Origin of the sequence: Sphingomonas sp. DC5200-1, assembly GCF_049897245.1 — a bacterium.
GTDB lineage: Bacteria > Pseudomonadota > Alphaproteobacteria > Sphingomonadales > Sphingomonadaceae > Sphingomonas > Sphingomonas aquatilis.
In genome coordinates this window covers 156,746-178,351 of sequence record NZ_JAFCVW010000006.1, presented here as the reverse complement: position 1 = coordinate 178,351, position 21,606 = coordinate 156,746, and the positions used below count along the sequence as shown (strand labels likewise).

At 66.9% G+C, this 21,606-nt stretch carries 19 protein-coding genes and 1 tRNA gene; 14 read left to right on the top strand and 6 right to left on the bottom strand.

All coding sequences use genetic code 11. The features are described 5' to 3' along the window. Window positions 1-76: 76 nt before the first annotated feature. Complete coding sequence (gene rpoB, locus ACP7A3_RS14990) at window positions 77-4,231, bottom strand: DNA-directed RNA polymerase subunit beta (RefSeq protein WP_426256337.1); 4,155 nt, start codon at window positions 4,229-4,231, stop codon at window positions 77-79. Between the two features lie 394 nt (window positions 4,232-4,625). Between rpoB and ACP7A3_RS14985 the strand changes: the two genes are divergently transcribed. After that, on the top strand, window positions 4,626-5,822 hold the full coding sequence (locus ACP7A3_RS14985) for a hypothetical protein (RefSeq protein ID WP_426256338.1): 1,197 nt from the start codon (window positions 4,626-4,628) through the stop codon (window positions 5,820-5,822). Between the two features lie 46 nt (window positions 5,823-5,868). Here ACP7A3_RS14985 and ACP7A3_RS14980 read toward each other — a convergent pair whose 3' ends face one another. From ACP7A3_RS14980 to ACP7A3_RS14970, 3 genes are all read right to left on the bottom strand, one after another. Next, complete coding sequence (locus ACP7A3_RS14980; RefSeq protein WP_426256339.1) at window positions 5,869-6,936, bottom strand: NAD(P)-dependent alcohol dehydrogenase; 1,068 nt, start codon at window positions 6,934-6,936, stop codon at window positions 5,869-5,871. 316 nt (window positions 6,937-7,252) lie between these two features. Further along, window positions 7,253-7,729, bottom strand: coding sequence for a Holliday junction resolvase RuvX (ruvX, locus tag ACP7A3_RS14975; RefSeq protein ID WP_426256340.1), 477 nt, complete (start codon window positions 7,727-7,729; stop codon window positions 7,253-7,255). Further along, the gene (locus tag ACP7A3_RS14970; protein ID WP_426256341.1) at window positions 7,726-8,841 is read right to left on the bottom strand and encodes a DUF3089 domain-containing protein; all 1,116 of its coding nucleotides are present in this window, start codon (window positions 8,839-8,841) and stop codon (window positions 7,726-7,728) included. Before ACP7A3_RS14970 ends, ruvX begins: the two co-directional genes overlap by 4 nt. A gap of 17 nt (window positions 8,842-8,858) precedes the next feature. Here ACP7A3_RS14970 and ACP7A3_RS14965 point away from each other — a divergent pair, with 17 nt between their 5' ends. From ACP7A3_RS14965 to ACP7A3_RS14935, 7 genes are all read left to right on the top strand, one after another. Further along, window positions 8,859-9,815, top strand: a complete 957-nt coding sequence (locus tag ACP7A3_RS14965; RefSeq protein WP_426256342.1) for a hypothetical protein — start codon at window positions 8,859-8,861, stop codon at window positions 9,813-9,815. 230 nt (window positions 9,816-10,045) lie between these two features. Continuing rightward, on the top strand, window positions 10,046-10,348 hold the full coding sequence (gatC, locus tag ACP7A3_RS14960; protein ID WP_043059950.1) for an Asp-tRNA(Asn)/Glu-tRNA(Gln) amidotransferase subunit GatC: 303 nt from the start codon (window positions 10,046-10,048) through the stop codon (window positions 10,346-10,348). Next, entirely contained in the window at window positions 10,348-11,829 is a 1,482-nt protein-coding gene (gene gatA, locus ACP7A3_RS14955; protein WP_043059949.1) for an Asp-tRNA(Asn)/Glu-tRNA(Gln) amidotransferase subunit GatA, read from the top strand. The genes gatC and gatA overlap by 1 nt, the downstream gene beginning before the upstream one ends. Then, complete coding sequence (locus tag ACP7A3_RS14950) at window positions 11,823-12,239, top strand: hypothetical protein (protein ID WP_241769117.1); 417 nt, start codon at window positions 11,823-11,825, stop codon at window positions 12,237-12,239. Before gatA ends, ACP7A3_RS14950 begins: the two co-directional genes overlap by 7 nt. Next, the gene (gatB, locus tag ACP7A3_RS14945; protein ID WP_043059947.1) at window positions 12,236-13,702 is read left to right on the top strand and encodes an Asp-tRNA(Asn)/Glu-tRNA(Gln) amidotransferase subunit GatB; all 1,467 of its coding nucleotides are present in this window, start codon (window positions 12,236-12,238) and stop codon (window positions 13,700-13,702) included. Before ACP7A3_RS14950 ends, gatB begins: the two co-directional genes overlap by 4 nt. After that, complete coding sequence (locus ACP7A3_RS14940; RefSeq protein ID WP_426256343.1) at window positions 13,702-14,100, top strand: GFA family protein; 399 nt, start codon at window positions 13,702-13,704, stop codon at window positions 14,098-14,100. The genes gatB and ACP7A3_RS14940 overlap by 1 nt, the downstream gene beginning before the upstream one ends. A gap of 182 nt (window positions 14,101-14,282) precedes the next feature. Next, window positions 14,283-14,876 carry a peptidylprolyl isomerase gene (locus ACP7A3_RS14935; RefSeq protein WP_426256447.1) on the top strand — a complete coding sequence of 198 codons (594 nt, stop codon included), beginning with the start codon at window positions 14,283-14,285 and terminating at the stop codon, window positions 14,874-14,876. 56 nt (window positions 14,877-14,932) lie between these two features. Here the strand turns inward: ACP7A3_RS14935 and ACP7A3_RS14930 are convergent, their stop codons facing one another. Together ACP7A3_RS14930 and ACP7A3_RS14925 are read right to left on the bottom strand one after the other, a co-directional pair. Next, window positions 14,933-15,172 (bottom strand): hypothetical protein, encoded by a 240-nt coding sequence (locus tag ACP7A3_RS14930; RefSeq protein ID WP_426256344.1) that lies wholly within the window; start codon window positions 15,170-15,172, stop codon window positions 14,933-14,935. A 1-nt stretch (window position 15,173) separates the two neighbouring features. Further along, window positions 15,174-15,335 carry a hypothetical protein gene (locus tag ACP7A3_RS14925; RefSeq protein WP_017978150.1) on the bottom strand — a complete coding sequence of 54 codons (162 nt, stop codon included), beginning with the start codon at window positions 15,333-15,335 and terminating at the stop codon, window positions 15,174-15,176. Between the two features lie 152 nt (window positions 15,336-15,487). Between ACP7A3_RS14925 and ACP7A3_RS14920 the strand changes: the two genes are divergently transcribed. The 6 genes from ACP7A3_RS14920 (at window position 15,488) to ACP7A3_RS14895 (ending at window position 21,430) form a co-directional block, all read left to right on the top strand. Further along, window positions 15,488-15,572, top strand: a tRNA-Leu gene (locus tag ACP7A3_RS14920). Between the two features lie 71 nt (window positions 15,573-15,643). After that, window positions 15,644-17,335 (top strand): trigger factor, encoded by a 1,692-nt coding sequence (tig, locus tag ACP7A3_RS14915; protein WP_426256345.1) that lies wholly within the window; start codon window positions 15,644-15,646, stop codon window positions 17,333-17,335. Window positions 17,336-17,512: 177 nt separating this feature from the next. Beyond that, the gene (locus tag ACP7A3_RS14910; RefSeq protein WP_426256346.1) at window positions 17,513-18,454 is read left to right on the top strand and encodes a glycosyltransferase family 2 protein; all 942 of its coding nucleotides are present in this window, start codon (window positions 17,513-17,515) and stop codon (window positions 18,452-18,454) included. 55 nt (window positions 18,455-18,509) lie between these two features. Beyond that, window positions 18,510-19,199: an ATP-dependent Clp protease proteolytic subunit gene (locus ACP7A3_RS14905; protein ID WP_426256347.1), complete on the top strand. Its 690-nt coding sequence runs from the start codon at window positions 18,510-18,512 to the stop codon at window positions 19,197-19,199. Between the two features lie 112 nt (window positions 19,200-19,311). Beyond that, a complete protein-coding gene (gene clpX, locus ACP7A3_RS14900; RefSeq protein WP_426256348.1) occupies window positions 19,312-20,583 on the top strand; it encodes an ATP-dependent Clp protease ATP-binding subunit ClpX in 1,272 nt (423 codons plus the stop codon). Window positions 20,584-20,893: 310 nt separating this feature from the next. Then, complete coding sequence (locus ACP7A3_RS14895) at window positions 20,894-21,430, top strand: hypothetical protein (RefSeq protein WP_426256349.1); 537 nt, start codon at window positions 20,894-20,896, stop codon at window positions 21,428-21,430. Window positions 21,431-21,606: the final 176 nt, after the last annotated feature.

Below are 21,606 nucleotides of genomic sequence, written 5' to 3'. Positions count from 1 at the left end.
GCAGACCGCTGCCCTCACCCTTCCGGCGCGTTTCGCGCCTCCCTCCCTCTCCCGCCGGGAGAGGGAAGGCCGTGGCTTACTCCGCCGCCTCGGCGAGGCCGCCTTCGTCTTCCAGGTCCTGCATGGACTTGAGGTCGACGTTGAGGCCCAGCGAGCGCATTTCCTTGACGAGCACGTTGAAGCTCTCGGGGATGCCGGCCTCGAACGTGTCGTCGCCCTTGACGATCGCCTCGTAGACCTTGGTGCGGCCGACGACGTCGTCCGACTTCACCGTCAGCATCTCCTGCAGCGTATAAGCGGCGCCATACGCCTGCAGTGCCCAGACCTCCATTTCGCCGAAGCGCTGGCCGCCGAACTGCGCCTTACCGCCCAGCGGCTGCTGGGTGACGAGACTGTACGGCCCGATAGACCGGGCGTGGATCTTGTCGTCGACCAGGTGGTGCAGCTTCAGCATGTAGATGATGCCCACGGTCACGCGCCGGTCGAACTTGTCGCCAGTGCGGCCGTCGAACAGCTCCGACTGGCCCGACGTGTCGAGACCCGCCAGCTCCAGCATCGCCGACACGTCGCTTTCGCGCGCGCCGTCGAACACGGGCGTGCCCATGGGCACGCCGGTGCGGATGTTCTTGACCAGCTCGGCGATCTCTTCCGGCTCACGGTTCTGGATGTCTTCGGCATAGTGATCGCCGTAGACTTCGACGAGGCGCGTCTTGACCGCGTCGGGCATGTCGCCCGCCTTGGCATCCGGATTCGCCTCACGCCACTCTTCGAGCTGCGCCGCGACCTGCATACCCAGGTTGCGTGCCGCCCAGCCGAGGTGCGTTTCGAAGATCTGACCGACGTTCATGCGCGACGGCACGCCCAGCGGGTTCAGCACCAGATCGACCGGCGTACCGTCCGCAAGGAAGGGCATGTCCTCCTGCGGCAGGATGCGGCTGATGACGCCCTTGTTGCCGTGACGGCCGGCCATCTTGTCGCCCGGCTGCAGCTTGCGCTTCACCGCGACGAAGACCTTGACCATCTTGAGCACGCCCGGCGGCAGCTCGTCGCCCCGCTCCAGCTTCTCGCGACGGTCATGGAACTTGTCCGTGATCCGCTTGGCCGCTTCGTCATACTGCTGCTTGACGGCTTCCAGGTTCGACTGGACCGCATCGTCCTGCACGGCAAACTTCCACCATTCGTGGCGGTCGACGCTGTCGAGCAGGTCCATGTCGATGGTCGAGCCCTTCTTGACGCCCTTCGGCGCCGCGGTCGCGACCTGATCCAGCAGCATCTCGCGCAGGCGGCTCCACGTCGCCCGGTTGAGGATCGTGCGCTCGTCGTCCGAGTCCTTCTTCAGGCGCTCGATCTCTTCGCGCTCGATCGCCATCGCGCGCTCATCCTTGTCGATGCCGTGACGATTGAAGACGCGGACGTCGACGATCGTACCAGCAACGCCCGGCGGCAGACGCAGCGACGTGTCGCGCACGTCCGACGCCTTTTCACCGAAGATGGCGCGGAGCAGCTTCTCTTCCGGCGTCATCGGGCTTTCGCCCTTCGGCGTGATCTTGCCGACCAGGATGTCGCCCGGCTCCACTTCGGCGCCGACATAGACGATGCCCGCCTCGTCGAGGTTGCGCAGCGCTTCCTCGCCGACGTTCGGGATGTCGCGGGTGATGTCCTCCGGCCCGAGCTTCGTGTCGCGCGCCATCACCTCGAACTCGTCGATGTGGATCGACGTGAACACGTCGTCCTTCACGATCCGCTCCGAGATCAGGATGGAGTCTTCGTAATTGTAGCCGTTCCAGGGCATGAACGCGACGAGCGCATTGCGGCCCAGCGCCAGCTCGCCGAACTCGGTCGACGGGCCGTCGGCGATGACGTCGCCGGCGTTGACCACGTCGCCCACCTTCACCAGCGGACGCTGGTTGATGCAGGTCGACTGGTTCGAACGCTGGAACTTCATCAGGGTATAGATGTCGACGCCCGACTTGCCCGCGTCCACGTCACCGGTGGCGCGCACGACGATGCGGCTGGCGTCGACCTGGTCGACGATACCCGCACGCTTGGCGGCGATCGCCGCGCCCGAATCGCGCGCGACGGTCTCTTCCATGCCGGTGCCGACGAAGGGCGCTTCCGCCTTCACCAGCGGCACGGCCTGACGCTGCATGTTCGAGCCCATGAGCGCGCGGTTGGCGTCGTCGTTTTCCAGGAACGGAATGAGCGACGCGGCGACCGAAACCAGCTGCTTCGGGCTGACGTCCATCAGCGTGATCGTTTCGGGCAGCGCCATCAGGAACTCGCCCGCCTGACGCGCCGAGACGAGGTCTTCGGCGAAGCTGCCGTCGTCCTTCAGCTCGGCCGAGGCCTGCGCGATCGTGTGCTTGGCCTCTTCCATCGCCGACAGATAGACGACGTCGTCGGTCACCTTGCCGTCGATGATCTTGCGGTACGGCGTCTCGATGAAGCCGTACTTGTTGACGCGGCTGAACGACGCGAGGCTGTTGATCAGGCCGATGTTCGGGCCTTCCGGCGTTTCGATCGGGCAGATGCGGCCATAATGCGTCGGGTGAACGTCGCGGACTTCGAAGCCCGCACGCTCACGCGTCAGACCGCCCGGCCCGAGCGCCGAGACGCGACGCTTGTGCGTCACTTCGGACAGCGGGTTGGTCTGGTCCATGAACTGCGACAGCTGCGACGAGCCGAAGAACTCGCGCACCGCGGCAACCGCGGGCTTGGCGTTGATCAGGTCGTTCGGCATCACGGTCGAGACGTCGACGGAGGACATACGCTCCTTGACCGCACGCTCCATGCGCAGCAGGCCGACGCGATACTGGTTCTCCAGCAGCTCGCCCACAGACCGCACACGGCGGTTGCCGAGATTGTCGATGTCGTCGATCTCGCCCTTGCCGTCCTTCAGGTCGACCAGCGTCTTCACAACGGCGAGGATATCCTCGGTGCGCAGCGTCGTCACCGTGTCCGGGCAGTCGAGGTCCAGGCGCATGTTCAGCTTGACGCGACCCACGGCCGACAGGTCGTAGCGATCGGGATCGAAGAACAGGCCGGCGAACAGCGCTTCGGCGGTTTCCAGCGTCGGCGGTTCGCCAGGGCGCATGACGCGGTAGATGTCGCTCAAGGCCTGCTCGCGCTCTTCGGCCTTGTCAGCCTTCAGCGTGTTGCGGATCCACGCGCCGGTCGACACATGGTCGATGTCGAGCAGTTCGATGCGGTCGATGCCCGCCTTGTCGAGCTTTTCGAGGTTTTCGGCGCCGATTTCGTCACCCGCCTCGACGTAAATCTCGCCGGTCGCTTCGTTGATCAGGTCATAGGCCGAATAGCGGCCGTAGATTTCCTCAGTCGGGATCAGCAACTCGGTCAGGCCGTCCTTGGCTGCCTTGTTGGCTGCGCGGGGGCTGATCTTCTGCTGCGCCGCGAATACGACTTCGCCCGACGAGGCGTCGACGATGTCGAACAGCGGCTTCACGCCACGCCAGTTCTCGGCCGCGAACGGAATGCGCCAGCCGCCTTCGCCGCGGACGTAGGTCACGCGGTTGTAGAAGTGGTTGAGGATGTCCTCGCTGGTCATGCCCAGCGCATAGAGTAGCGCCGTCACCGGCAGCTTGCGCTTGCGGTCGATACGGACGTTGACGATGTCCTTGGCGTCGAACTCGAAGTCCAGCCACGAGCCGCGATACGGGATCACGCGCGCGGCGAAGAGATACTTGCCGCTCGCATGCGTCTTGCCGCGGTCATGGTCGAACAGCACGCCCGGCGAACGGTGCATCTGGCTGACGATGACGCGCTCGGTGCCGTTGATGAAGAAGGTGCCGTTCTCCGTCATCAGGGGCATGTCGCCCATGTAGACGTCCTGCTCCTTGATATCGATGACCGACTTGGCTTCGGTATCGGGATCGACCTCGAACGCGGTCAGGCGCAGCGTGACGCGCATCGGCGCGGCATAAGTGATGCCACGCTGGCGGCATTCCTCGACGTCGAACTTCGGCGGTTCGAGGACGTAATCGTCGAAGTCGAGATAGGCGGTGCCGGCGAAGTCCTGGATCGGGAAGACGCTGCGCAGCGTCTTTTCCAGACCCGAGACGTGGCCCGTCGACTTGTCGGAGCGCAGGAACTGCTCATAGCTTTCGCGCTGAACCTCGATCAGGTTCGGCATCTGGATGACTTCGTGGATATCCCCGAAGATCTTGCGGATGCGCCGCTTGGCGGTGCTGCCCTGGATCGCCTTGGTGGCCATGAGCGTTATCTGTCCTCAAGTCGCTGGCGAGGCCCGGATGGGTCCCGCCGAAATGTCGTGCCCGGAAATCCCCGGACCGGACGCACGAAGCGACGCAAAAAAGCCGATCGCATGATACTGCGTCGGCCTTTGGCGTCTGAAACCGCAACCCTCTATCCGTACGAAGCGCTGCGCGACGGCGCTTCATGTCCCGAAAAGCTGTGGTGAGCCGCCCATATAGGCGCGGTGTTGGATGCTGTCAAAGGGCGGACGTCCAACAGCGATCCAACACGGGCTTCAGCCTGGGCACCGGTTCGGCCGGTCGCCTTGGTGGGGCGGTTCGTCGCAGCGCGACTGGCGGTCGTCGCTGCATGCCGCAGGAGCGGGGGCTTATCTTTGGAAGAGTTCCGCACCGATGACGAGTTTCCGGGGTGTGCGTCGGCGCACGATCCCCTTCCTGATGGCGACCGCCGTCGCGCCCGTGACGATCGCTCCGGCCGCCGCGCAGACCGGCAACGGCAGTGCCGCGCAGACGTTGCCGGGGCTGGACAATTTCAGCCTGCCGCCCTCGCAGCCGACACCCACGCCAAGCCCGACGCCGGCGCCGGTCATCGCGCCGTTGCCGACCCCCACGGCGTCCCCGCGTGCGACGCCGACACCGCGCGTGACCCCGCGTGCCACACCGACGCCGCGTGTTATAGCGACCCCGACGCCGCGGGCGACCGCATCGCCTACGCCGGCCGCCACGCCGACCGCGATAGCGGTGCCGACCCCGACCCCGACCCCAACAGCGACCGCGACTTCAATAGCATCGCCCACGCCGGTCGAGGCCGCTACGCCGTCGCCCGCGGCCACGGCCGTACCGGCGACCGCACCGAATAGCGGTTCCGATTACGGCTGGCTGATCGGGCTGGCGGTAGTGTTGGGCCTCGGCGGGGCAGGGGCCTGGTGGTGGCGTCGCCGCCGCGCCGACGCCGCGGACGAGCCGGTCACCCCTGCTGCGCCTGTGCCCGTTCCGAAACCGCAACCGGTCCGGCCGCGCACGCCGGCCGCGTCACCCGCCACGCCGGCAGCGCCCGCACCTGCGCCGCCATCCGCACCCGTCGGAGATCGCGGGCGGTTGTCGCTGAGCCTTCACCCGCGCCGCGCCGGCCTGAACCTGCTCAGCGCGACGGTGGAGGCCGAGCTGGTCGTCCGCAACGACGGCAGCGTGCCCGCCCAGGCGATCCGCATCGGCGCGGCGCTGATCGGTGCGACACCGGGGCAGGGCGACGAGATCGCGCCCGTGTTCGATCAGCCCGTCGTCCGCCCCGCGACCCCGCCCTTCGCGCTCGGCCCCGGCGAGGAGCGGCGGATCCGTCTGGTCGTCGCGCAGGCGCGGGCGGATATCGTCCCGCTCACCGCAGGCGGCCGGACGTTGTTCGTCCCCGTCGTCGCGGTCAACGCACTCTACGATGCCGGCGCGGGCATCGCCGGGCAGAGCGCGCGCGGCTTCGCCGTCGGCGTCGAGCGCGTCGACAGCGCCAAGCTCGCGCCCTTCTGGCTCGACCAGCCTGCGCGCATGCACGAACAACTGGCGGTCCGCCCTTATGGCGCCGGGGTAGAGCGCTAGCCGACACCGCCCGTCCGGTACGAACCGGACGGGCGGATGACGCGGTTCAGGCCGCGGCCTTCAGCGTCGCCATGTCGATGACGAAGCGATACTTGACGTCGCCCTTCACCATCCGCTCGTAGGCCTCGTCGATCTGCTCCATGCGGATCATCTCGATATCGCTGGTCAGGCCGTGCTTCTTGCAGAAGTCGAGCATCTCCTGCGTCTCCTTGATCCCGCCGATCAGCGAACCGGCCAGCGCGCGGCGGCGGAAGACGAGGTTGCCGACCGAGGGCGCCGGGTGCGGCTCCGCGGGCACGCCGACAAGGCACATCGTGCCGTCGCGCTTCAGCTGGACGAGCAGCGCGTCGAGATCGTGGGGGGCGGCGACCGTGTTCAGGATAAAGTCGAACGAGCCCTCGTGCGCGGCCATCTGATCGGCGTCTTTCGAGACGATCAGGTCCTTGGCGCCGAGGCGCTTGGCGTCGTCACGCTTGTTCGGCGAGGTCGAGAAGACATAGACCTCCGCGCCCATCGCCGCGGCGATCTTGACGCCCATATGGCCGAGCCCGCCGAGACCGACGATGCCGACCTTCTGGCCGGGGCCGACCTTCCAGTGATGCAGCGGCGAATAGGTGGTGATGCCGGCGCAGAGCAGCGGTGCCACGGCGGCGAGGTCCTTCTCGTCATGGCCGATGTGGAGGACGAAATCCTCGGTCACGACGATATGGTCGGAATAGCCGCCGAAGGTGTGACCGCCCATCACCTCGTCCGGGCCATTGTAGGTGCCGACGAAGCCCGTCGTCTCGCAATATTGCTCCTCGCCGTCGTTGCACGAGGGGCAATGGCCGCAGCTGTCGACCATGCAGCCGACGCCGGCGATGTCGCCGACCTTGAACTTCGTCACGTCGCTGCCGACCGCGGAGACGCGGCCGACGATCTCGTGCCCGGGGACGCAGGGGTAGAGCGTCCCGTCCCATTCGCCGCGCGCGGTATGGAGATCGGAATGGCAGACGCCGCAATAGAGGATGTCGATCGCGACGTCCTTGGCACCGGGATCGCGACGTTCGAAGTGGAAGGGCGCGAGCGGGGCATCGGCAGCCTGGGCGGCATAGCCCTGGGTGGCGGTGGGCATGATGGAAACCTTTGGAATGGAGATGGGTGAGGGACGTCCCGAGGGATGTTTCCCTTATGCTGCAACGCGGCAAGGACGCGGAGGATCCGGGTGATCGTTTCGATGAGCAGGATCGGCCGAGTCGATTACCAAGAGGGTGCGGCGCCGATCATTCCTCCTCCGCCAGGGGGAGGTGGCAGCGCGCCAGCGCTGACGGAGGGGGAGGTTCATGCGCGTTTCGGACCGATAGGCGTCCTTACCTCCCCCTCCGTCACAGCTTCGACGCGCCACCTCCCCCTGGCGGGGGGAGGAGTTTTGGCGGTGATCGTCGGATCGATCAGTTCGGCGGCGCCGGCACCATCACCAAGGCATCGATCGCTGCCTGCAGGATGTGCGCGGCGGCGAGATTGTCGATCCGTTCGGCGCGCTTGGCGCGGCTCATATCCTGTTCGATCATCGTGCGTTCGACCGCCACCGTGCTCCAGCGTTCGTCCCACAGCAGGATGGGGAGGGCGAGATCGGCGCAGTTGCGCGCGAAGGCGCGGGTCGACTGGCTGCGCGGGCTTTCCGTCCCGTCGAGGTTGAGCGGCAGGCCAAGCACGATGCCGCGGACGTGCTGCGCGGCGATCAGCTTGGCGATCGCGGCCTTGTCCGCGGTGAACTTGGTGCGGCGGATAAGGTCCGCGGGGCTCGCGAAGCTCCAGCCGGCGTCGCACAGCGCCGTGCCGATCGTCTTGGTGCCGAGATCGAGCCCGATCAGGCGACCGCCCTGCGGCAAGGCCGCGCGAAAGTCCGTGCGGTCGAGGGTGATCATGCGCTGGCTCCGAACGCGGCGAGGCGGCGGGCGGCGTCGGCGCGGACATTCTCCCAGAACAGGCTGTAGTCGTAGACGTGATAGTTGTTTCCGGGGAGGACGTAACCCCCCACCTCCGGCGGTGTGCCGATCAGCAGGACACCGCGCGGGTCGCAGCGCGCGGGCACCTTGCCCGACTGGATCGTCGCCGTGCTGAGATCGGCCGATGGGTAGAGCGTGCCGCGGTTGGCGCTGGCCGGCGCGGCGGCGCCTGCGATGCCGGTCAACGGGTTGGTACAGACCATCGGGGTGCCCTTGCGCGGGCGGCCGTCGAAGCCGGTCGTCGTGTCGTAAAGGTCGGTGATGAGCGACGGGTCGGCAGGCTCGGCAAAGCTCTGCCACGACAGCAGGCAGCGGGCCTGATCGGGGCGGGTGCATGCGGGCAGGCCGAGCGCGGCGAGGTCGGTCGTCTTCGACACCGGCCAGCCGACGACATAGGCGGCGGCGATACGACGCGCGATCGGCGTGCCGGCGATTTTTTCGCGCAGCAGCCGGGTGAGGTGGAGCGCACCCTGGCTATGGCCGGCGAGGATGATCGGGCGCTTGGGGTCGACTTGGCGCACGAAGGCGTCGAAGGCGGCGGCGACGTCGCGATAGGCGAGGTCGAGCGCCTGGGTGGCGCTGGCCTCGCTGGTCAGGAAGGCGCCGAACGTCGCCTGGCGGTAGCGCGGTGCCCAGATGTCGGCGCTGTCGTTGAACGCGCTCGCCTGGCCGCGCAGGAAGATCGCGGCGCGGGCGTTGGTCTCGGCATCGTCGAGCGCGGCGTTCCAGTGCGCGCGGCCGATGTACGAGGTGGGGTGGATGAAGAAGACCGCGGCCTTCGCCTGTCCCGCGGCGGCGGGGGTGTAGCCGGTGGGCGTCCACCGCGCGGGATTGCCGGGGATATCGGGGCGGGCGATCCACATCTTGGCGTCGGCATAGACGCGCGGATCGACACTCGCCTGCGCCTGGAACGTCTCGGTCGGCACCAGCGCCATGCGCAGGATGCGGTTGCCGGCGAGGCGGTAGGCGATCGCCCCGGCGATCACGAGCGCGATCAGGACGGCGAAGACATAGAGGAATTTGCGCGCCAAGCGAGGCTCCCGGTTCGATGGACGCGCTCTGCCCGATGCCGGGCGGCGGGGCAATGTGGGGTGGGGCAATCAGGATTTCGGTCCGAAACGGTCATTGGGCATTTACCAATTGTGGGTACTGCTGCCGCACAGAAGGGGAGCAGGCCATGATGATTGCCGCGGTGACCAGAGCAGATCGTGCGATTGCCATGCCGTCCATGGGCCGGCGTCAGGCCGGGTTCGAGGCGGCGCTCGCGGCGCAGGCCACGCCGGTCGCCGGGGATGATGCGCGTACCAGTGCCGCCGCGGCGGTGGCGGCCTTCGACCTCGACTACGGGGCCGGTGGACACAGCCGGGCCGACGTCGAAGCGCAATATTCCGAGGGCGCGCGGACCGTCAGCGCGGCACAGGGCTTGCCCGAGGGGCGTTACGACTTTTCCGCAATGAGCCCGCGGGAACTGCGGATCGTTACCGGCCATCTCGTGCTGAGCGGCGCGGCGCGCTCCGACGCCATGGCGCAGTTGACCGCCCCGATCGATACGGGCGGCGGCGGCACGACGGCCGGCGCGCCGACCGACTGGCTGGCGACGCTGAACGATCGGATCACGGATGCAAAGGCGCGGGTCGACGGTGACGCGATCTATCTGGAGTCGGCGCGGTTCACGCTACAGCGGTTCCACACGAAGAGCGATCGGCCGACAGGTGCCGGGCCGCTCGCATCGTCGGTGCCCATGACGGCCGGCGCCAAGCTCGACGCCGCGCTGGAGGCCTTCCGCAAGGAAGGCACGATGACCCCGGCCGAGCGGATGCGGCGGCAGGTGATGAAAGACATGAAGATCACCGAGGACGATCTGAAGGCGATGCCGCCCGATCAGCGCGACGCGATGGAAAAGACGATCGGCGCGGAGGTGGCGCTGCGGCTGAAGAAGCTGGGCATCGACGGCGGGGGCGCCGGCACGCGGTCGGTAGAGGAGTATGTCGCCGCACAGGGATAGAGTACCCGATACCCGATACCCGATACCCGATACCCGATACCCTCTACCCGTTATCCGTTCGCCCTGAGCCTGTCGAAGGGCGGGTGGCCGCATGCACTGGAGTCGCTTGTGGAACCCCGTGCTTCGACAAGCTCAGCACGAACGGGGTGGGGCGCGGAGGGGCGGCGGGTCGATCCGTCCGCAACCGAAGCTGTTGCGCCGCAGCGCGGGCTTGGTGTAGCCGCTTCGGCATGTCCGTAGACACCGCCACCGTAAAGAAGGTCGCCGCGCTCGCGCGCATCGCGATCACCGACGAGGACGCCGGCCGCCTCGCCCCCGAACTCAGCAACCTGCTCGGCTGGATCGAGCAACTGGGCGAGGTCGACACCGCCGGCGTCGAGCCGATGACCGCGGTCATCCCCAATAGCTTGCGCCTGCGCGACGACGTGGTGAACGCCGATCCGCTGACCGGCGGCGGCATCCGTGACGCCCTGATGGCCAATGCCCCCCAGGCGGAGCACGGCTTCTTTACCGTTCCCAAGGTGATCGAATAATGACCGACCTGACCGATCTGGGCATCGCCGCGATCCGCGACGGCGTGCGCGCCGGCAGCTTTTCTGCGGTCGAGGTCGCCGACGCCTTCGTGGTGAAGGTGGCCAAGGCCAAGCCGCTCAACGCCTTCCTGGTCGAGACGCCCGACCATGCGCTCGCTGCAGCCAAGGCCGCCGATGCCGCGCGTGCTGCCGGCGAGACGCTGAAGCCGCTGGCCGGCGTGCCGATCGGCATGAAGGACCTGTTCTGCACCAAGGGCGTGGCCACCACCGCGGCGAGCCACATCCTGGAAGGCTTCACGCCGACCTATGAATCGACCGTGTCGCAGAACCTGTGGGACGCGGGTGCGGGCATGCTCGGCAAGCTGAACATGGACCAGTTCGCGATGGGCTCGTCGAACGAGACCAGCGCGTTCGGCAACGTCGTGTCGCCGTGGCGCAAGCCGGGCAGCGACGCGCCGCTCGCCCCCGGCGGATCGTCGGGCGGCAGCTCGGCGGCGGTCGCGGCGGGCCTGTGCCCGGGTGCGACCGGCACCGACACGGGCGGATCTATCCGCCAGCCCGCCGCCTTCACCGGCATCAGCGGGATCAAGCCGACCTATGGTCGTTGTTCGCGCTGGGGCACGATCGCCTTCGCCAGTTCGCTCGATCAGGCCGGGCCGATGGCGCGTGACGTGCGCGACTGCGCGATCATGCTGGAGGCGATGGCGGGCTTCGACGCGAAGGACGCAACGTCGCTGCAGCTCGACGTGCCCAAGTGGGAGCAGGGGCTGACCGGCAACCTCGCCGGCAAGCGCGTCGGCATCCCCAAGGAATATCGCGTCGACGGCATGCCTGCCGAGATCGAGGCGCTGTGGCAGGCGGGGATCGACTGGCTGAAGGACGCGGGCGCCGAGATCGTCGAAGTGTCGCTGCCGCACACCAAGTACGCGCTGCCGGCCTATTACATCATCGCGCCGGCGGAAGCGTCGTCGAACCTCGCGCGCTATGACGGCGTGCGTTACGGCCTGCGCGACCTGCCCGAGGGCGCGGGGTTGCAGGACATGTATGCCGCGACCCGCGCCGCGGGCTTCGGCGCCGAGGTGAAGCGCCGGATCATGATCGGCACCTATGTGCTGTCGGCCGGTTTCTACGATGCCTATTACACGCAGGCGCAGAAGGTGCGGACGCTGATCGCGCGCGACTTTGAGCGGGCTTGGCAGCAGTGCGACGTGCTGCTGGCGCCCACCGCGCCGTCGGCGGCGTTCGCGCTGGGCGACAAGTCGGCCGATCCGCTGGCGATGTACCTCAACGACGTGTTCACCGTGCCGTCGAGCCTTGCGGGCCTGCCGGCGATGAGCGTGCCGGGCGGGCTCGACAAGGACGGTCTGCCGCTGGGCTTGCAGATCATCGGCAAGGCGCTGGACGAGCAGGGCGTGCTGAACGCAGGGCTCGCGATCGAGGAGCGTGCGGGCTTCGTCGCGCGGCCGGGATCGTGGTGGTAACCGACCGGACCTTCACGACACGCAACGTCGCGATGCTGCGCGAGGCGCAGGCCGCGCTTAACGTCGCGTTCGGGGCGATCCTCAGCGCCTATGTCGGGATCTCGCTCGCCGAGATCGACAACCATCCGTTCGACCACCACGTGCTCGCGCGATTCTTCATCGCGCTGGCGGTGTTCATCCTGGGGCTGTCGGTCGGCAACAGCCTGATCCTGCGCGGCGAATTCCGGCTGAGCGCGATCTTCCTGATCCTCGCGCTGATCGCCGCGGTCTTCGCGCATCACGAAGGCACGGTGCTGCGCTTCGAGGGCGCGATCCTGCGCATCCTGGCCGGCTGCTGGGTCGTCGCGCTGCTCGGCAGCAACGTCGCGCTGACCGCGATCAACTATCTTCATCATCGGAATCGAACATGAGCGACTATCGCATCCAGGGCGCCACCGGCGAATGGGAGGTCGTGATCGGCCTGGAAGTCCACGCCCAGGTCACGTCCAACGCCAAATTGTTCTCGGGCGCCGCGACCGCCTTCGGCGCGGAGCCGAACACGCAGGTCAGCCTGGTCGATGCGGCGATGCCGGGCATGCTGCCGGTGCCGAACATGGAGTGCATCCGCCAGGCGGTGCGCACCGGCATGGCGATCGACGCGCAGATCAATAAATGGTCGCGGTTCGACCGGAAAAACTATTTCTACGCCGATCTGCCGCAGGGCTATCAGATCAGCCAGCTCTACCATCCGTTGGTCGGCGAGGGCGCGGTCGAGATCGCGCCGGACGACAAGAACCCGGACGCGACCAAGACGATCGGCGTCGAGCGCATCCACGTCGAGCAGGACGCGGGCAAGCTGATGCACGACCAGCATCCGACGCGGTCGTATGTCGACCTCAACCGTTCGGGCGTCGCGCTGATGGAGATCGTCAGCCGGCCGGACATGCGATCGCCGGCCGAAGCGGGGGCGTATCTCACCAAGCTGCGCTCGATCCTGCGCTATGTCGGCAGCTGCGACGGCAACATGGATCAGGGGTCGATGCGCGCCGACGTCAACGTCTCGGTCCGCAAGCCGGGCGACGAATTCGGCACGCGCACCGAAACGAAGAATGTCAATTCGGTGCGCTTCGTGATGCAGGCGATCGAGCATGAGGCGCTGCGCCAGGTCGAGGTGCTGGAGAGCGGCGGCACGATCGTGCAGGAAACGCGCCTGTTCAATCCGGACACCGGCACGACGCGGTCGATGCGCTCGAAGGAAGACGCGCACGATTACCGCTATTTCCCCGATCCCGACCTGCTGCCGCTCGAGCTGGACGAGGCGTTCCTGGCGGATTGCCGCGCCAGCCTGCCCGAGCTGCCTGACGCCAAGCGTGCGCGCTACGAAGCCGCCGGTATCTCGCCCTATCAGGCGGGCGTGCTGACCGCCGAGGTGGAGGCGGCGCGCTGGTTCGACGCGCTGCTCGACGCGGGCGCGAAGCCGGTCGCGGCGGCGAACTGGACGACGTCGGAACTGTTCGGCGCGCTCAATCGCGTCGGCAAGGGTATCGCCGAATCGCCGGTGTCGCCGACCCAGGCGGCCGAACTGCTGGCGCTGGTCGCCGACGGGACGCTGTCGGGCAGCCTCGCGAAGCAGGTGTTCGAGGTGATGCTGGAAACGGGCGAGGCGCCGGCCAAGATCGTGGAGGACCGTGGGCTCAAGCAGACCAGCGACACCGGCGCGATTGAGGCGGTGATCGCCGAGGTGCTGGCGAAGAACCCAGGCCAACTGGAACAGTATCGCGGCGGTAAGGAAGCGCTGTTCGGCTTCTTCGTCGGCCAGACGATGAAGGCGATGGGCGGCAAGGCCAATCCGGGCGTCGTCAACGAGCTGCTCAAGAAAGCGCTCGCCGGCTGATGGCCACGCGGATCGCCCGGTGCCGGTGCGGACAATTGTCCGCGACCTGCACGGGCGATCCGGTGCGGGTGTCGGTGTGCCATTGCCGCGGGTGCCGGCGACTGACCGGCGGCGCCTTCTCCGCGCAGGCGCGCTTTCCCGCCGAAGCGGTGACGCTGGCGGGTGCGTTCCAAACGTGGGAACGCGTGGGCGACAGCGGCCGTCGCGCCTGGTTTCGCTGGTGTCCGAGCTGCGGCGCGACCGTCCTGTTCGTCAACGAAGGCTATGAGGACATGCCGGCAATCCCCATCGGCGCCTTTGCCGATGACGATGCGCCGACCCCAACGCTGTCGATCTTCGAAGAGAGCAAGCTGGCGTGGGTCGCGGTGGCCGGCGAGGGGATCGAGCACTTCGCCTGATCTGCGCATGGTGCGGCGCGGTGCCGTTGCCACTGGTCCTTCTCACCCCTGACTTGTTCCGGGGTCCACTGTTGGGCAGGATCACCGGCAGAGAGATGCGTGGGACGATGAACACCGGAACACGTACGGAGTGAGCGTTGAGGAGACTCGTGATGAAGGCCTGGCTTCTGACGTTGGCGATTATGGCCGTGCCCGCAATCGCACAGGAGGCGGCACCCTCCACGCCGCTCCCGCGCGTTGCGCTCGACACCACGGCCGGCCGCATCGTCATCGAAGCCGATACGCGGGCTGCGCCGATCACGGCCGGCAATTTCCTGAAATATGTCGACGGCAAGCGGCTGGATGGCGTCGTCTTCTACCGTGCGGTCAAGGTCGCGGACAAATTCGGCTTCGTGCAGTTCGGCGCCAACGGCGATCCCAAGCGGGTGCTGCCGCCGATCAAACATGAACCCACGACGCAGACCGGGCTGCATCACACCGATGGCGCTTTGTCGGTCGCGCGCTTCGCGCCCGGCACCGCACGCGGCGACTTTACGATCAGCGTGGGCGATCAGCGCGCCTCGCTCGACGCCGATCCGTCGAAACCGGGCGACAATCTGGGCTATGCCGCCTTCGGCCACGTGGTCGAGGGGATGGATGTGGTAACGAAGATCATGGACGCACCCGTATCGCCGACCGCGACGATCCAGGGATCGTTCAAGGGCGAGGTGCCTGTGGCGGCGGTGAAGGTCATCACCGCGCGGCGGGTGCCGGTGGGGATTGCGGTCAAGCCTTGAGGCGGGGGCGGTGACCTAACGAGGGGGCGGCCGAAACGTGGGCCGCCCCAGTTGCGTTATTGTTGCGTCAGGTCCTGGTTCTTGACCTCGCCGCCGGTGCCGCTGTTGCCGTCGAATTCGCCGGTGTCCGTGAAGCGCACCGGCTCCGGGCCGCCTTCGCCGCGCGCGACCGCGTCGGCGCGTGCTTCGACCGCCTGTTCGATATCGCTGCGCTCGTCTGCCCGCAGCGCGTCCGGATTGTTCTCGGGCGCATCGTCCGGCAGCGCCTCGACCGTGTCGTTATGCCGATCGGTCATATCAGATCTCCGCCGGTTGCGACGTGCCGGGGTCGCCGGCGGGCGTGGTGGGCGAGGGGATGTCGACGTCGGGCGTCGGCGGCGTGATTTCGGGCGGCGGTGCGCTCGGCTGGACCGGCTGGCTGGGCTGGGCGGGCGTTTCGGGTGGGGGCTGGGTGGCCATGGTGACACTCTCCTTCACCCCGCCAAACGTCCCGCAGCCCAGCGGGTTGCGGCGCCCCTTGCTTGCACGCGCCGTGCTGGTATAGACGCGCGCCCAAGGGAATGCCCTTCGAAGTACCGCTTCGATGGGATTCCTATCGGCGGGTCCTTCGTGCGGGCGTGGCGGAATTGGTAGACGCAGCAGGTTTAGGTCCTGCCATCGCAAGATGTGGGGGTTCGAGTCCCTTCGCCCGCACCAGTCCCGCCGCTCCGAGCGCGGGACGGCAGCTAAAGATTTTTCGTCAGATTTCTCAAGATTGAAGGCCGGATATGCAGACTGTCGAGACGTTGAACGAGGGCCTGAAGCGCACCTACACGCTGACCATCACGCCGAAGGACATCGATGCCAAGGTCGATGCCGAAGTGAAGCGCGTCGCGCCGCAGGTGAAGATGCCCGGCTTCCGTCCCGGCAAGGTGCCCGTGAACCTGGTGCGCAAGATGCACGGCGAGGCGCTGGCCGCCGACGCGCTCAACAGCGCGATCCAGGAAGGCGTGCAGTCGCTGATCGCCGACAAGCAGCTGCGCCCCGCGATGCAGCCCTCGGTCGCGCTGAACGACGATTACGCGCCGGGCAAGGACGCGGTCGTCACCGTCGAGATGGAAGTGCTCCCCGCCGTGCCGACCCCGGCGATCGACGCGCTGAAGCTGGAGCGTCTGACCGTGCCCGTCGCCGACGAAGCGGTGGACGAGCAGCTCCAGAAGTTCGCTGACCAGTCGAAGAAGTGGGACGATGCGGCCGAGGACAAGGCGGCCGAGATGGGCGACCTCGTCACTGTCGACTTCGTCGGCAAGACCAGCGACGGCGTTGCGTTCGACGGTGGCACCGGCACCGATATGGGCGTCGAGCTCGGCTCGGGTCGCCTGATCCCGGGCTTCGAGGACCAGCTCGTCGGCGTGAAGCTGGGCGAGGAAAAGACGCTCAATGTCACCTTCCCGGAAGATTATGGCGCCAAGGAACTGGCCGGCCAGCCCGCGACGTTCGACATCACCGTCAAGAAGATCCAGGTCGCCGGCGAGAGCAAGATCGACGAGGATCTGGCCAAGAACCTCGGCCTCGAGAGCCTGGAGCAGCTGCGTGGCCTGATCAAGGGTCAGATCGAGCAGGAGCATAACGGCCTCACCCGCACGCATATGAAGCGCAAGCTGCTCGACCAGCTCGCCGAAGGTCACGATTTCGAAGTGCCGCCGTCGATGGTCGAAGCCGAATTCGCGCAGATCTGGCAGCAGCTGGAGCATGAGGCGACGCACGAGGAAGACCCCGCCGCGGCGATGGCCGAGATGGAAGCCGAGCGCGACGATTACCGCAAGATCGCCGAGCGCCGCGTGCGTCTGGGCCTGCTGCTGTCGGAAATCGGCCAGGCGAATGGCGTCGAAGTGACCCAGCAGGAAATGAACCGCCTGATCGGTCAGGCCGCGCAGCAGTATCGCGGCGAGGACCAGCGTCGCTTCATCCAGTATATCCAGCAGGAGCCGATGGCGGCCGCCCAGCTGCGTGCGCCGCTGTATGAGGACAAGGTCGTCGACTTCCTGTTCGGCAAGGCCGAAGTGACCGACCGCGACGCGACCCGCGAAGAGCTGGAAGCCGCGATCGAGAGCGAAGACGGCTTCGCCACCGGCACGCACAGCCACGACCACGACAACCACAAGCCGCGCAAGTCGGCGAAGAAGGCCGACGCGGGCGCCAAGGACGAAGGCGGCGAAGCCAAGCCCGCCAAGAAGGCCGCGGCGAAGAAGCCGGCCGCCAAGGGCGAAGACGCCGGCGCGGTCGAAGCGCCTGCCGGTGACGAGGCGGCTCCCGCCAAGAAGCCGCGCGCCAAGAAGGCTGCCGCTCCGGTCGAGGTCGAAACCGCGGTGACCGAATCGTCGCCGGAAGCGGCCGAAGCCGCCGAGGGAACCGAAGCCGCCGACGCGCCGGCGAAGAAGCCGCGCGCGAAGAAGGCCGCGGCGAAGACCGAAGGCTGATCATGATCGGGGGAGGGGGCTGCGGCCCTCTTCCCTTCTTCGTCATCCCGGCGAACGCCGGGATCCATGGACGCGCGCGGCTGGCGGTGGACCCGCTCCCGATGTTCCGTATCCATGGATCCCGGCGTCCGCCGGGATGACGAGTATCTGGGTATACGGCTCCGTGAGGGTGGAGGCATGAGCATCGTGACGCAGCCGACGATCGCAGTCCTGCTGCCCTGTTACAACGAAGCCGCCGCGATCGGACAGACGGTGGCCGGCTTTCGCGCCGCGCTGCCGGATGCGACCATCTACGTTTACGACAACAATTCCACCGACGCGACGATCGCCGTCGCGCGTGAGGCTGGCGCGGTCGTGCGCACCGAACGCATCCAGGGCAAGGGCAACGTCGTCCGCCGGATGTTCGCGGACATCGATGCCGACGTCTATGTGATGGCCGACGGCGACGCGACCTATGACGCGGCCTCGGCACCGGCGCTGGTCACGCGGCTGCTGTCCGAGCAATGCGACATGATCGTCGGCAGCCGGGTGAGCCAGGTGCAGGAAAGCTATCGCCGCGGCCATCGCTTCGGCAATGCGCTGCTCACCGGCATGCTCGCGCGCCTGTTCGGGCGCAGCTTCACCGACATCTTGTCGGGCTATCGTGTCTTTTCGCGTCGGTTCGTCAAAAGCTTCCCGTCGCTGTCGTCGGGCTTCGAGATCGAGACCGAGATCAGCGTCCACGCGCTCGAACTCAAAATGCCCTGTGCCGAGATCGAAACGCCTTATTACGCGCGTCCGGAAGGGTCGGCGTCGAAGCTCAGCACCTATGGCGACGGCTTCCGCATCCTCAACACCATCCTGACGCTCTACCGGATCGAACGGCCGTTGCTGTTCTTCGGCGCGATCGGCGCATTGTTCGCGGCGGTGGCGATCATTCTCGGCGTACCGCTGGCGATCACGTACATGCACACGCATCTGGTGCCGCGTTTCCCCACCGCGGTGCTCATCACTGGGCTGATGATCATCGCCGCGCTGTGCGGCTTTGCGGGGCTGATCCTCGACACGGTGGTGCGCGGCCGGCGCGAGGTGCGCCGGCTTGCCTATCTGGGACACAAGGCGCCCCAAAGCGGGGCTTGAACTCCCCCGCGCGAGCGCCGATGTTGGCGGCCTCAAGGGCATAAGAGAGACTTTCATGCACAATCCGTTCGAGACCGGCGATTTCGCGAACCATCTGGGGCGCGCAGGCCTTGGCTTGCGGCAGACCCAGGCTGGCCTCGTGCCGATCGTGATCGAACAGTCGAACCGCGGCGAACGCTCGTTCGACATCTTCAGCCGCCTGCTGCGCGAGCGGATCATCTTCGTCACCGGCGGTGTCGAGGACGGCATGGCCAGCCTGATCACCGCGCAGCTGCTCTTCCTCGAGTCCGAGAACCCGAAGAAGGACATCTTCATGTACATCAACTCGCCGGGCGGTGTCGTCACGGCGGGCATGGCGATCCATGACACGATGCAGTATATCCGTCCGCGCGTCGGCACGGTGTGCATCGGTCAGGCGGCGTCGATGGGCAGCTTCCTGCTCGCCAGCGGCGAACCCGGCATGCGCGTCGCGCTCACCAACGCGCGGATCATGATCCACCAGCCGTCGGGCGGCGCGCAGGGCATGGCCAGCGACATCGAAATCCAGGCCAAGGAAATCCTGCGCATCCGCAAGCGGATGAACGACCTGTACGCGCAGTACACCGGCCAGCCGCTCGAGGAGATCGAGCGTCGCATGGACCGCGACACGTTCCTGGAAGCCAATGAAGCCAAGGAGTTCGGCCTTGTCGACGAGGTGTTCGACAAGCGTCCGACCCCGGCCGAAGACGTCGCCCAAGCGGCCTGAGAACACGCCTGGGCGTGACTTTAGTGACTTTTCGACGTTGTGATATGCGTACCGGCCGGTCTACCATGACCGGCCTCACCAGCGGGGAAAGCCCCGCGACAAGGAAGTGTGAATGACGAAATTGAGCGGTGGCGACTCGAAGAGCACCCTCTATTGCTCGTTCTGCGGCAAGTCGCAGCACGAGGTGCGCAAGCTCATTGCGGGACCGACCGTGTTCATCTGCGACGAGTGCGTCGAGCTGTGCAACGACATCATCCGTGAAGAGACGAAGTCGGCACTCGTCAGCAAGAAGGACGGCGGCGTCCCCACGCCCCAGGAAATCTGCAACGTCCTCGACGATTACGTCATCGGCCAGAAGCAGGCGAAGCGCGTCCTGTCGGTGGCGGTCCACAACCACTACAAGCGCCTGAACCACGGTGCGAAGGGCGCTGACGTCGAGCTCGCCAAGTCGAACATCCTGCTCGTCGGCCCGACCGGCTGCGGCAAGACGCTGCTCGCGCAGACGCTGGCGCGCATTCTCGACGTGCCGTTCACCATGGCCGACGCGACCACGCTGACCGAGGCGGGCTACGTCGGCGAGGACGTCGAGAACATCATCCTCAAGCTGCTCCAGGCGTCGGATTACAATGTCGAGCGGGCGCAGCGCGGCATCGTCTATATCGACGAGATCGACAAGATCAGCCGCAAGGCCGAAAACCCCTCGATCACCCGCGACGTGTCGGGTGAGGGCGTGCAGCAGGCGCTGCTGAAGCTGATGGAGGGCACGACCGCCAGCGTGCCGCCGCAGGGTGGCCGCAAGCATCCGCAGCAGGAATTCCTGCAGGTCGACACGACGAACATCCTGTTCATCTGCGGCGGTGCGTTCAGTGGCCTCGAAAAGATCATCGGCGACCGCCTGCAGGGCAAGTCGATCGGCTTCGGTGCCTATGTCGCCGCGCCGGAAGAAAAGCGGACTGGCGAGTATCTGCGCCAGACCGAGCCGGAAGATCTGCTCAAGTTCGGCCTGATTCCCGAATTCGTCGGCCGTCTGCCGGTGATCGCGACGCTGGAAGACCTCGACGTGGAGGCTCTGGTCAAGATCCTGAAGGAGCCGAAGAACGCGCTGGTCAAGCAGTACCAGAAGCTGTTCGAGATGGAGCAGGTGGAACTGGGCTTCACCGACGATGCGCTGGTTGCGGTCGCCAAGAAGGGCATCGAGCGCAAGACCGGCGCCCGCGGCCTGCGGTCGATCCTGGAGGGTATATTGCTCGACACGATGTTCGAACTGCCCGGTATGGACGGCGTCGACGAGGTGATGATCGACAAGGACGTGATCGAGGGCCGCAAGGAACCGATCCGCGTTTATGCCGAAAAGAAGAAGGACGGCGCCGGCGCGGCGGCGTAAGATTGTAAGACGGCAAGGGAAGGGGCGTCGCGAAAGCGGCGCCCTTTTTCGTTAGAGATTGTGAGCAGTTGCGTGTGTCGGGCGAGGGCTGCCTCCCCACGGCGTCACCCCGGACTTGGTCCGGGGTCCACCCCGCGGCGAGGGGAAGGCCAGAGGCTCTATTGGCACCCTTGCGGCTCGGTGGACCCCGGAACCAGTCCGGGGTGACGAGGCGGGGATGGCTATGTCGCGCCCCCCAAGGACCCGCCGCCCACACGCGTCGTTAACGCCCCGTCCGCCATAACCGGCGCCGACGACACAGGAGCAATGCGTGGTAGGAACCCGGATCGAAACGGCACCGGCCCAGAGCCCCGGCTGGCGCGGCGGTGCGGGGCCGCTCGCGATCCTGCCACGCGTGCTGTTTCGCGACGAACGGCCGTGGTTGGCGATCCTGGTCGGCTGGCTGCTGACGATCGCTGGCAGCACGCTGATCGGCTGGATCGTCGCCCGTATCGCGCCCGACAATAGCGGCCCCGACTTCGGCGATGTCTCGGGCGCCACCAAGCTGTTCCTGATCGCGCTGTTCAGCCCCGTGGTCGAGACGCTGATCATGGCCGGCGTCCTCGGCCTGCTGCTCCGCTTCCTGCGGCCTTGGCATGCGGTGATCGCCAGTGCCTTGCTATGGGGCATCGCGCATAGCCTGTCCTCGCCCTGGTGGGGCGTGGTGATCTGGTGGCCGTTCCTGATCTTCTCGACACTCTACGTCACATGGCGCCCCCACGGCGCCTGGCGCGCCATGGCCATCGTCGCCTCGGTCCACATCCTGCAGAACCTGTTCCCAGCGCTTCTGATCGTAATGGACAAATGACCGTGTAGCGAGGCAGGCGCCGTGTCGGGGTTGAGGGCGACGGCGGTTGCCAGCATCACGATATGGCCGATCTCCTCCGTCGCCGTCTTGAGCTGCCTGTCCCGATAGCGCGGGCCGGGCGCGCGATTGCCTCCGATCGCGAGGTGCAACCTAGAGCAGCGGCAGGTGAGGCCGTT